Source organism: Clostridioides sp. LIBA-2809 (assembly GCF_056688965.1).
This window is the reverse complement of the sequence record NZ_CP197004.1, coordinates 1,406,300-1,418,941: the sequence shown is the minus strand read 5'-3', so window position 1 is coordinate 1,418,941 and position 12,642 is coordinate 1,406,300. Positions and strand designations below refer to the sequence as shown.

At 29.9% G+C, this 12,642-nt stretch carries 11 protein-coding genes; all 11 read right to left on the bottom strand.

Annotated elements, in window-relative coordinates; genetic code table 11:
• Window positions 1-201: 201 nt before the first annotated feature.
• The gene (gene rpsO / locus ACTG44_RS06840; RefSeq protein ID WP_021384061.1) at window positions 202-459 is read right to left on the bottom strand and encodes a 30S ribosomal protein S15; all 258 of its coding nucleotides are present in this window, start codon (window positions 457-459) and stop codon (window positions 202-204) included.
• Between the two features lie 103 nt (window positions 460-562).
• Window positions 563-1,492, bottom strand: a complete 930-nt coding sequence (locus ACTG44_RS06835) for a bifunctional riboflavin kinase/FAD synthetase (RefSeq protein WP_021384038.1) — start codon at window positions 1,490-1,492, stop codon at window positions 563-565.
• A gap of 131 nt (window positions 1,493-1,623) precedes the next feature.
• Window positions 1,624-2,529 carry a tRNA pseudouridine(55) synthase TruB gene (truB, locus tag ACTG44_RS06830; RefSeq protein WP_021384020.1) on the bottom strand — a complete coding sequence of 302 codons (906 nt, stop codon included), beginning with the start codon at window positions 2,527-2,529 and terminating at the stop codon, window positions 1,624-1,626.
• A gap of 12 nt (window positions 2,530-2,541) precedes the next feature.
• The gene (locus tag ACTG44_RS06825) at window positions 2,542-3,525 is read right to left on the bottom strand and encodes a DHH family phosphoesterase (protein ID WP_479920041.1); all 984 of its coding nucleotides are present in this window, start codon (window positions 3,523-3,525) and stop codon (window positions 2,542-2,544) included.
• Entirely contained in the window at window positions 3,506-3,886 is a 381-nt protein-coding gene (gene rbfA, locus ACTG44_RS06820) for a 30S ribosome-binding factor RbfA (RefSeq protein WP_021384033.1), read from the bottom strand. The genes ACTG44_RS06825 and rbfA overlap by 20 nt, the downstream gene beginning before the upstream one ends.
• Window positions 3,887-3,928: 42 nt before the next feature.
• Complete coding sequence (gene infB, locus ACTG44_RS06815) at window positions 3,929-5,869, bottom strand: translation initiation factor IF-2 (RefSeq protein WP_021384052.1); 1,941 nt, start codon at window positions 5,867-5,869, stop codon at window positions 3,929-3,931.
• 21 nt (window positions 5,870-5,890) lie between these two features.
• Window positions 5,891-6,202, bottom strand: a complete 312-nt coding sequence (locus ACTG44_RS06810) for a L7Ae/L30e/S12e/Gadd45 family ribosomal protein (RefSeq protein WP_021384040.1) — start codon at window positions 6,200-6,202, stop codon at window positions 5,891-5,893.
• A complete protein-coding gene (gene rnpM, locus ACTG44_RS06805; RefSeq protein ID WP_044213074.1) occupies window positions 6,192-6,473 on the bottom strand; it encodes an RNase P modulator RnpM in 282 nt (93 codons plus the stop codon). The genes ACTG44_RS06810 and rnpM overlap by 11 nt, the downstream gene beginning before the upstream one ends.
• A gap of 6 nt (window positions 6,474-6,479) precedes the next feature.
• The gene (gene nusA, locus ACTG44_RS06800; RefSeq protein WP_021384044.1) at window positions 6,480-7,634 is read right to left on the bottom strand and encodes a transcription termination factor NusA; all 1,155 of its coding nucleotides are present in this window, start codon (window positions 7,632-7,634) and stop codon (window positions 6,480-6,482) included.
• 30 nt (window positions 7,635-7,664) lie between these two features.
• Window positions 7,665-8,126 (bottom strand): ribosome maturation factor RimP, encoded by a 462-nt coding sequence (locus ACTG44_RS06795; RefSeq protein WP_021384019.1) that lies wholly within the window; start codon window positions 8,124-8,126, stop codon window positions 7,665-7,667.
• A gap of 201 nt (window positions 8,127-8,327) precedes the next feature.
• Window positions 8,328-12,626, bottom strand: a complete 4,299-nt coding sequence (locus tag ACTG44_RS06790; protein WP_021384036.1) for a PolC-type DNA polymerase III — start codon at window positions 12,624-12,626, stop codon at window positions 8,328-8,330.
• Between the last annotated feature and the right edge of the window lie 16 nt (window positions 12,627-12,642).

Genomic DNA, 12,642 nt, shown 5'->3' with positions numbered 1-12,642 from the left:
AAAGTTTCTATATTTATATTGTCTTTCCTTTTAAATTAATTATGTATTTATATATTTCTCTAATATTCTTACCCAATATTATTCATTTTATAATTTTTTATAATATATAAACTACTTTTATTATTAACTATTTTACTTTATAATGAATTAACTATAAAAAAGCAGGTATACACTATACCTGCTTTTTTATAAAGAATGAAATTACTTTCTTAATCCTAACTTAGCTATTAATGCTCTATATCCTTCAAGATCTTTTTCTTTTAAGTAAGCTAATAAGTTTCTTCTTCTACCAACCATTTTTAATAGTCCTCTTCTTGAATGGTGGTCTTTCTTATGAGTTTTTAAATGTCCATTTAACTCGTTTATTCTAGCTGTTAATAAAGCTATTTGTACTTCTGGAGAACCAGTATCTCCTTCAACTCTTCCAAATTCTTTGATTATTTCTGACTTGTTTATCATTTAGATTACCTCCGTATTTTTTTAGAAACGCCTATTACTAAGCATTGATTGGAGTATTCAAATGCCGAGTAATGGTTATTTTCCTTAATCATTTTATCATACATTACTTGTTTTTGCAAACATAGTTTTCGTATACATAATTTGTGTCATTAAACAATTGATTTTTTAAGTCATCTATTGAATTAAATTTTCTCTCATCCCTTATTCTTTCCAAAAACTCAACAATTATATTTTTACCATAAATATCTCTGTCAAACTCTAAAATATTGGTTTCAATAGATAAAGATTTTCCATTGACTGTTGGGTTATAGCCTACATTTGTAGCACCAAAATAAGCCTCATCTCCAATATGTACAATAGAAGCATAAATACCTCTCTTTGGAACGAGCATATTGTTCTTAAGGTCAATATTTGCTGTTGGAAATCCCATAGTTCTTCCAAGGTGTTTAGAATGTATAACACACCCTTCTAACTTGTAATTACGACCTAAATACTCTTTAACATTAGCCATGTCGCCTTGGGATACTAAACTTCTAATATAAGTACTACTCACTCTTACATCATTTATTTTGATTGGTTTTATTACTTCTACCTCAAAACCAAATTCATGTTCTAAGCTTTTTAATAGATTAACATTACCTTCTTTTGCTCTTGCAAATGTAAAGTCATGGCCAATTACTATTTTTTTAGCTTTTAATTTTTTTACTAGTATCTCGTCTACGAAATCCTTTGCAGGTATTTTAGTCATATACTCATCAAATGGTATGATTACAACTATATCTATTCCCAAGTCTTCTAATAATTTTATCTTGTCATTATTGCTTATAATATTTTTTGTTGAGTTTGGTCTAAAGTAATTTACAGGATGATTTGCAAAGGTAAATACAATACTTTGTATATTTTGTTTTTTTGCATATTCAACTGTTTTTTTTATAAGAACTTGATGTCCTTTGTGTACACCATCAAAGTTTCCTATGGTAATGACGCTTTCTTTTATGTTTGCTATTTCTGCTATAGATTTTATAATCACCATAATAAATGTTCCCCGCTAAAATTATAATTTACTCTTAACTTATTCACAAACTATTATAGCATAAGTAAAAGAGATAGACTATAGAAGTTATTATAGTACTATCTCTTTTGGAATTCTTTTAAATACATTAATTATATGAACATCTTATCACTTTTAACACTTATTGTATTATTATGTTTTGATAATTTTCCTAATCCTAAGAAGTTATCTGTGCTATACACCCTTACAAATTCATCATTCTTATTGAGATTATCTTTCAAAAATCTTTTATCATCTATTGAACCACCATTGCTATAATATTTTATAGCATTAGGATTTAATACAATATAATTAAATGAATCAAGTACATAATCTATATCATATAAGTGTTTGTCTAAAGTTTTATTTTCATAAAATGATTCTAGTTCTTCTAATGTTATTGAATTATCTAAATCAAATTTACCAGAAGATGTTCTATTCAAAAATGACATATGTGCTCCACAACCTAGGTATTCTCCTATATCATGACAAATACTTCTTACATAAGTCCCTTTAGAACACTCAACATAAAACATTACTTTGTTACCTTTTATACTGAGTATTTTTATGTCTTTTATATTCACTCTTCTAGTTTTTAAAGTAATTTCAGATTGTCTACCACTTCTTACTAAATCACACATTCTCTTTCCATTTACTTTTAAAGCTGAATAGATTGGAGGAAGCTGACTTATTTCTCCTCTTTGTGTATCAAAAGCTTTTTCTATATCTTCATTACTCAACTTAAAATCATCAACTTTTTTTAAAATTTCACCTGAGGCATCATAAGTATCTGTACTTATACCTAAAGTAAGCTCACATATATATGATTTATCTTTGTTTAAAATAACTTCACATACTTTTGTAGCTTTTCCTATACAGATTGGTAAAACACCTGAAGCATCTGGGTCAAGAGTACCTGTATGACCGACTTTTTTTATATTTAAAATCTTTCTCACTCTACTTACAACATCATGAGATGTCATACCTGTAGGTTTCAATATACTTATAATCTTATTCATTTTACTGTCACCTTAAATTGATTTTAACACTGCCTCTAATACCATTTTTTTTGCATTCTCAACATTATCTCTAATAGTACATCCAGCAGCTCTTACATGACCACCACCGCCAAATAACTTGGCTATTTCACTTACATCAACATAATTTTTTGACCTAAAACTTACTTTAATTTCATCTTGTTTTTTCTCTTTAAATAGAATTCCAACTTCAATTCCTTTTATATCTCTTGTATATGTTGTTATTCCATCAACATCGTTGAAACTTGTATTATTTCTATTCATCATGTCTTGAGTTAAAACTATACTAGATACTTTTGAATCAAATATTTCCAAAGATTTTAAAGCTTCTCCTAATAATTTATAGTAATCAGAAGAATTACTTTGATATATATTTTGTATTATAGTATTTTTTTCTGCACCTAAAACAAGTAAATTTTTTGCCATTTCAAAACTACTTGCATGCACATTTGAATATGAAAAGTTTCCAGTATCAGTTACAAGACCTGTATATAAACATGTTGCTATATCTTTATTTATAATCTCAATATCTTTTATTTGCTGGAATCTAATCAATAAATTATAAACTAGCTCACATGTAGAGGATGCATCCATATCTACATAATTTAAATCCCCATATGAATCATTACTAGCATGATGGTCAATACAGATTACTTTTGATGCATTACTTTTGATTTCATCACTTACGCATATTCTCATTTCATCTCCACAATCAAGTGCTATTAGAGAATACTGATTCATATCAAGTTCATTAGACTTATAAATTTTTACGTCTTCAACCAAAAACTTTAAATTTAATGGAGCTTCATCATCAAGTACATAATATACTTTTTTCCCTAAGTTTTTTAATGTATAATACATCGAAAGTGTAGAACCAATATTATCTCCATCTGGGCTAATATGAGAGGTAACTATAAAATAGTCACCCTCATAAATATAGTTTATAATACTATCAATATTATTCATCATAATTTTCATCCTCATTTTTTTGAGTATTTTTTTCATTAACTCTTTTTATAAGGCTATCCATATACATTCCTTTTTCTATTGAATCATCAAGCTTAAACATTATTTCAGGAATATATCTAAGTTTTATATTTTTTCCTACTTCTCTTCTTATATACCCTCCAGCACTTTTAAGTCCTGTTAGTGTAGATTCTTCATCTCCACCTAAAATACTTACATATACATAAGCGTATCTTAGGTCATTTGTAACTTCTACATCAGTTACACTTACCATAGATGTTATTCTAGGGTCTTTTACTCCATTTATAAGCATAGTACTTACTACTTTTCTTATTTCTTCTGCTATTCTTCTTGTTCTATTATATGATGCCATACCATCGACCTTCTTTACTAACTGATTTTCTTTGATACGAATTTATAATTTTCTTTCTACTTCTTTAGTTATATAAGCCTCTACTACATCGCCTTCTTTTATATCGTTATAATTTACAAAACTCATACCACATTCGTATCCAGAATTAACTTCTTTTACATCATCTTTAAATCTCTTAAGTGCTGCAAGTTCACCTTCATGTATTATTATACTATCTCTAACTAATCTAACTTTACAGTTTCTAAATATCTTACCATTAGTTACATAACATCCAGCTACTGTTCCAACACCAGATATTTTATATATTTCTCTTATTTCAGCTTTTCCTGTTTCTTCATCAACATATTCAGGGTCTAACATACCAGTCATAGCAGCTTGTATATCTTCTATGGCTTTGTATATTATAGTATATGTTCTTATATCAACATTTTCTTTTTCTCCTAGAGATTCTGCACCTGGAACTGGTCTTACATTGAATCCTATTATTATTGCATTAGAAGCTGCTGCAAGTAATATATCTGATTCTGTTACAGCTCCAACACCTCCATGTATTACTTTAACTTGAACTTCTTCATTTGATAGTTTTTCTAAAGATTGTTTAACTGCCTGTACTGAACCTTGTACGTCTGCTTTTATAACTATATTAAGGTCTTTTATAGAACCTTCACTCATTTGACTAAATAAAACATCTAGTGATAATCTTTGAGTTGATTTTAACATTTCATCTCTGACTATTTGCTGTCTTCTTGCTGCTACACTTCTAGCAATTTTGTCAGTTGGAACCTCAACAAATTGGTCTCCACCTTGTGGAACTTCTGATAAACCTAATATCTCAACTGCTGTAGATGGTCCTGCTGTTTTTACTCTTTTCCCTTTTGCATTTATCATTGCTCTAACTTTACCACATGCAGCACCTGCAACGATTGGGTCACCTACTGTTAAAGTACCACCTTGAACAAGTACTGTTGCAACTGGACCTCTTCCTTTATCAAGCTCAGCTTCTATAACAGTTCCTACTGCTCTTTTATTTGGATTTGCTCTTAATTCTTCCATTTCAGCAACCAATAATACCATTTCTAAAAGTGTATCTATTCCTTCTTTTTTCTTAGCTGATACTGGAACTGCTATTACTTCTCCACCCCAGTCTTCAACTAATAATCCTTGGTCTGCTAATTCTTGTTTTACTTTATCTGGATTTGCACCTGGTTTATCTATTTTATTGATAGCAACTATTAAAGGTACTCCTGCTGCTTTAGCATGGTTTATAGCTTCTACTGTTTGAGGCATTATACCATCATCTGCTGCAACCACTAATATTGCTATATCTGTAACTTGTGCTCCTCTTGCTCTCATTGATGTGAAAGCCTCATGTCCTGGAGTATCTAAAAATACTATTTTTTGTCCATTAATTTTAACTTCTGAAGCACCTATATGCTGAGTTATTCCTCCTGCTTCACCTGAAATTACATCAGTTTTTCTTATTGCATCTAGTAGAGATGTTTTACCATGGTCAACATGTCCCATAACTGTAACAACTGGTGGTCTAGATTTTAAATCCTCTTCTTTATCTTCTTCAATTTCCATTAAAGCTTCTATTTCTAAAGCTTCTGTATCATCACTTTCAGCTACTGTTAGTTCAAATCCATAGTCTTTGGCAACTAAAGCACCAATTTCAAAACTTATCTCTTGATTTATTGTTGCCATAGTTCCCATTTTCATGAGCTTCATAATTACTTCTGATGGAGATTTATCTAACTCTGTTGCTAATGCTTGAACTGTTAGCTTTCCATCTATCTCTATAACATTTTCATTTTCTTTAGATGAAGCTTCATTTAAGAATTCTAATACTAATTCTAATTCTTCTCCTTCTAATACTGAATCTTTATCAGCTACATTTATATCTAATTCAGTTAACTTATTCATAAGCTCTTCATTTGATATATTTAATTCTTCTGCTATTTGGTATACTCTTGTTTTTGACACAAGATCACCCCCTATTTTATTTTAAACTTCTATTAGTTCAATTATCTTTTTAGAAAAATTTTCATCTTTTACTCCTACAACTGCTCTTGGAGATTTTCCTATTGCAAATCCTATTTCCTCTTTTGTTGAAAAAAATAGATATGGAATATTTCTAAAAGTTGATTTATCCTTAAAAAGTTTTTTAGTATTATTTGATGCATCTTCTGCTATTAAAACCAACTTTACTTTTCCTTTTTTCAAGTCAAGCAAAGTTGAGTCATCACCAGACACTATTTTCCCTGCACGAGTTGCGAGCCCTAAGAATGAATGTATTTTTTCTTTATTATTTTTCATATTCTTCTAACTCCATAAGTAGATTATCATAGACTTCATCAGGAACATCTATCTTAAAAGCTTTATTTAATGCTTTGCTTTTGATAGCCTTTTTGAGACATTCAGAGCTTTTACATACATATGCTCCTCTTCCATTAGCTCTTCCTGTTTGGTCTAAAAATATTTTTCCTTCTTTATTTTTAACTATTCTTATAAGCTCTTTTTTAGAGTCTCTATCTTGACATGCTATGCATTTTCTTTGAGGCACTTTTTTTACTTTTTTCAAAATCATCCCTCCTTACTCTTCTTCACTAAAAGTATCATCTGAAGTATCTAACTCTTCTTGGTTGATAGATTCAGCTTTAACATCCTCATCTTCTATTTCTCTGGAATTTTCAAGATTTAACATTTCTTGTTCTGCTTGAGATTCGCTCTTAATATCTATCTTCCAGTTAGTCAATTTTGCTGCAAGTCTTGCATTTTGACCTTCTTTACCTATAGCAAGCGATAACTGATAATCTGGAACAATTACTAAGGCAGATTTTTCATCTTCATTTATATCTACTCTAACAACTTTTGATGGGCTAAGTGCTGCTGATATAAACTCTGCTGGGTCTTCACTATATTTTATTATATCTATTTTTTCATCACCAAGTTCATCCACTATATTTTTTACTCTAAGTCCTTTTGGTCCAACACAAGCTCCAATTGGGTCTATTTTTTCATCTATAGACCTTACTGCCATTTTAGTTCTTGACCCTGCTTCTCTTGCTACAGATTTTATTTGAACTATTCCTTCATATATTTCAGGAACTTCTTCTTCAAACAATCTCTTTACTAGACCTGGATGACTTCTTGATACAACTATTTGAGGTCCTTTATTAGTCTTTTTAACTTCAAGTATATAGAATTTTATTTTTTGACCTGCTTTATAATTCTCAAATGGTATTTGCTCACTTTGAGTCATTATACCTTCTATTCTTCCAAGGTTTACATAAACAATGTTTTTATTTGCTCTAGCAACCTCTCCTGTAACTATTTCATTTTCTTTTTCTATAAATTCATTATACACTATTTCTCTCTCAGCTTCTCTTATTCTTTGAACAACTACTTGTTTTGCTGTCTGAGCTGCAATTCTTCCAAAGTTTTTAGGAGTAACTTCATGCTCTATAATATCGCCTAATTCATAATTAGGGTTTATCTCTCTAGCATCTGCTAACTCTATTTCTAAGAAAGTATCATATAAATCTGATTCATCAACAACAACTCTTTGAGAAAATACTTTTATATCTCCCTTGTCTCTATCAAATTCAACTCTAACGTTTTGTGCTGAACCAAAGTTTTTCTTATATGCAGTTAAAAGAGCTTGTTCTATAGTATCTATAAGTATCTCTTTATCTATACCTCTATCAACCACTAATTCGTTTAGTGCTTCCATAAATTCATGATTCATTTTTTTATTTCCTCCCTATTTAATATACCACTAAAACTTTATTGCTAATCTGACAATAGCAACATCTTTTCTATTAAATTCCATTTCTTCACTATTTACAATGATTTTTATATTATTATCTTCTGTTAGTCCTACAAGTTCACCTTCAAATTGTTTACATCCATTTAATGCTTTATATAGTTTTAAATCTACATCTCTACCTTGGTATCTTACAAAATCTCTATCTTTTTTTAATGCTCTATCAAGTCCTGGAGAAGATACTTCTAAAAAATAATTCTCCTTTATAGGGTCTTTTTCATCTAATATTGGGCTTAATTCTCTACTAACTAATTCACATTCATTTAAAGATATTCCTTCTTCTTTATCTATGTATACTCTTAAGTAGTATTCTCCCGCTTCTTTTACATATTCAACATCAACCATTTCAAATCCATGTTCATCTGTTATTTTAGTTACAATCTCTTCAATTGTAGCTTCTAAATTTTTTTTCATTAAATTTCCTCCTATTCAATTGTAAATGACCAGTTACTATAATTTTAAATAAAACATATTTAATAAAATTAAACTGGTTTTAATAATATATTTAAAATAAAAGAGTGAGAACAGCTGTCTCACTCTTAGTTTCTGCAAAGTATACTATTTTCTATACTATGATATCATAAAATTCTTTTATTTGCAACTTTTTGAACTAACTTAAAACAGTGACAATTGATTTCTCTCACTCATATTCTCAAGTGAACCATGATTAGTAAGAGTTTCTATTACCGTTTTTGATATTTTCGTTCTCTTTCTCAAATCTTCTTTTGATATAAATTCACCATTTTTTCTTTCATTTTGAATATTTATAGCAGCATTACCTCCAAGGCCTTGTATTGCTGCCATTGGTGGAAGTAATGTCTTTTCTCCCACTACTATAAAATCAGTCGCATCTGATTTGTATATATCAACTGGCAATAGCTTTATTCCTCTAGCATACATTTCAAGAGCAACTTCTAATACTGTTAACATACCTTTTTCTTTCGTAGTTGCATCGTTCCCTAATGCTTCAATTTCATTTATTTTTGATTTTATAGAATCTAGACCTTTAACAATTAAATCTGCATCAAAATCTTCAACTTTTGTAGTAAAATAAGTTGCATAAAATGCTTCTGGATAGTGAACTTTACAATATGCAATTCTGAATGATGTCATAACATAAGCAACAGCATGTGCTTTTGGGAACATGTATTTAATCTTTTTACATGAACCTATATACCACTCTGGAACATCATTTTTCTTCATTTCTTCAATATGTTCTGGCTTTAGACCTTTACCTTTTCTTACACTCTCCATTATTGTAAAACTCATTTTTGGAGGTAATCCTTTAAATATTAAATAGTTCATTATATCGTCTCGTGTTGATATAACATCTTTTAACCCAACTATGTCTTCTCTAACTAAATCTTGTGCATTGTTTACCCAAACATCTGTACCATGGGAAAGACCAGATATACGTACAAGCTCAGCAAATGTAGTAGGCTTTGTGTCAAGTAGCATCTGACGTACAAATTTAGTTCCAAACTCAGGTACAGCAAGACAACCTATTGGACAATTTATCTCTTCTGGAGTAACTCCCAATGCCTCTGTAGATGTAAATAAAGACATAGTCTCTTCATCATCTAATGGTATTTCTGTTATATTTATTCCAGTAATATCTTCAAGCATTCTTATTATGGTAGGACCGTCGTGTCCAAGTATATCCAATTTCAGTATTCTACCACTTATTGAATGATAATCAAAGTGAGTAGTTATTACACCACAAGAAGTATCATTTGCTGGATATTGAATAGGTGTAAAATCATACACATCTTTATAATCTGGTATAACCATAACTCCTCCTGGATGCTGTCCTGAAGTTCTTTTTACTCCTGTACAACCATTTGAAAGTCTGAGTACTTCTGCATTTGGTACGCTTATATTATTTTCCTCTACATATTTTCTTGCATATCCAAACGCTGTTTTCTCTGCTACAGTACCTATGGTACCTGCTCTATATACATACCCCTCCCCAAATAATTCTTCTGTGTATTTATGAATTATCGGCTGATAATTTCCAGAGAAATTTAGGTCTATATCTGGCTCTTTATCACCTTCAAAACCCAAAAATACTTCAAATGGTATATCATGACCATTCTTTGCAAGCTTTCTTCCACATTTTGGGCAATCTTTATCTGGTAAATCAACTCCTGAACCCCATTCACCTATTTCATAAAAGAATGAATATTTACAATCTTCATTTTCACAAATATAGTGTGCTGGAAGAGGATTAACTTCTGTTATATCACTCATTGTCGCTGCAAAAGACGACCCAACTGAACCTCTTGAACCAACTAGATAACCATCTGAAAGAGATTTTGCAACTAGTTTCTGAGCTATAATATACATGACTGCATATCCATTACTTATTATCGAATTTAATTCCCTATCTAGTCTTTTTTGAACTATTTCTGGTATTGGTTCCCCATAGATTCGTCTAGCTTTTTCATAACACATTTCTCTTAATTCTACATCTGAACCTTCTATAATTGGTGGATAGGTATCGTCTGGTATAGGTTTTATATCTTCAACCATATCAGCAATTAAATTACTGTTTTCCACTACAACTTCATATGCCAATTCTTCACCAAGATAACCAAATTCTTCTAACATTTCATCTGTTGTTCTAAAATGTAAATAAGTTTCTTCTTCATCTACCTTAAAACCTTGAGAATACTTAAGAACTTTTCTTAACACTGCTTCATGTTTATCTAAAAAATGAACATCTCCAGTGGCTACTGGAATTTTATTAAATTTTTTAGCTGTATCAATTAGCTTTCTATTAAGTTCTCTTAACTCTTCTTCGTCTTTGACTTCTCCTTTATCAATCATAAATCTATTATTATCTATAGGCATTACTTCAATATAGTCATATAAATCTATTATTTTTTTCATTTCGTCATCAGGTACATTTTTCTTTACAGCTTGAAAAACTACTCCTGCTTCACATGCTGAACCAATTATCAAGCCCTCTTTATATTCATTCAATACACTTCTAAGTATTCTTGGAGCTCTGAAAAAATGATTTACATGTGCATCTGAAATTATTTTATATAAGTTTTTTATACCTACAGAATTTTTTGCTATTAAGGTTATATGATTTGTGCTAAGCTTTGTATAATCAATTTTCCCAAGTACATTGTTTACATCACTTAAAGTTTTTGCACCTTTTTCTGTAAGTATCTGTAAAAATTTATTAAATATAAGTGCTGTAGCCTCAGCATCATCTACTGCTCTATGGTGATTCAAAAGAGGTATACCAAGCTCTTTAGCAACAAGATTCAATCTATGTCTTTTTAATTTTGGCAACATGACTCTTGCCAACATAAGGGTATCTACTTTTTTGTTATTGTATAATAAACCTTGTTCTCTACACTTTTGTGATATAAATCCTGTATCAAACTCTGCATTATGTGCTACTAATACACTATCTCCAACAAATTCCATAAACTTAGGGAGAACCTCTTCAATGGTTGGCTTGTCTTTTATTAGCTCATTAGTTATTCCTGTTAATTCTTGTATTTTATAAGAAATATCTTTTTCTGGATTTATTAATTCACTAAATCTATCTACAATCTTAAAATTTTCTATTTTTACAGCACCAATTTCAGTTATTTTATCATTTGTATTGGAAAATCCAGTTGTCTCTATATCAAATACAACAAATGTTTGTGAAAGTTCTTTGTCATTTGCATCCTCTATAATAAGAGAATCATCTTCAACCAAGTATCCCTCTACTCCATAAAGTATTTTTATGTTATTTGCCTTACCTGCATTCATAGCATCAGGAAATCCTTGTACGACACCATGGTCTGTTATAGCAATAGCAGGATGTCCCCATTTAGCTGCACGTTCTACAAGCTTTTTGACAGAACAAATAGCATCCATAGAAGACATTTGTGTATGTGCATGTAATTCTACTCTTTTTTCTTCTGATTTGTCTTCTCTCTCTGGCCTAGATTCTTTTCTTATCCCACTAATCATCATACTAATTTCTCTTTGATATGTATCATAAACTATGTCACCTTTGATTTTTAAATATGCTCCTTTTTTAACATTTTCAAGTACTCCATCTTTATTTGTGTCTGTTAAAAATAGTTTACAACTTATTGAACTCGTATAGTCTGTAATTGATGCTATCATAAGTATTTTTCCGTTTTTAAGTTCCTTAGTTTCAACATCAAATATATCCCCAACAACTGCAACTGTTCCAGAAGATGAGTTTAATTCAGCTATATTCTCAATCATGGCATTTGCATTATCTCCATAGACTAAGTTTTCATCTACTTCAGACTTAATGACATAACTTTCTTCTTCATGTTCTTCACAATTATTAATCTTTCCAATTTCTAAAGCTCTAATTTTTTCTTCCATCTCTCTATCATTAATTCTTATAAGTCTCTCTTTATTTATCTTTTCATCAACAGCCTTTTCAATTGTTATATTTAAATCTAATCCTAGCTCTTCACTAAGCACAGTTCTAAGCACATAAATTACATTTTTTTTCATTAATCGCTCATAAAATATACCTTTGGGAAGTTTTATTTTTAGTTCTTCATCTAAACAAAGAAATTCTACTTGTTTATACCATCCTGCTATAGATGGACAAAGATACTTCAATATATACAATATATTATTCCAATATTTTTTTATGACATCTTTATTAGATTTTCTTTCAAAACCAGTGAACCTTATCTTCATTCTCATATCTTTAAAGTAATCGAGTTTATACATCAATTCCTCTTTAAATTTATCTAAAAGCTCATGAGAAACAATATCTTTAGAAGTTAGGTAAAAGTAAACTATCTTGTCTTCTTTAAAATAAACTACTCTATTTATGTAAACTTCTTTAAGTTGCTTTCCAAGACCACTATTGTTAATTTCCAACTTATCTAAATATTCCTTAATACTTTCCATGTATATCCTCCTTTCT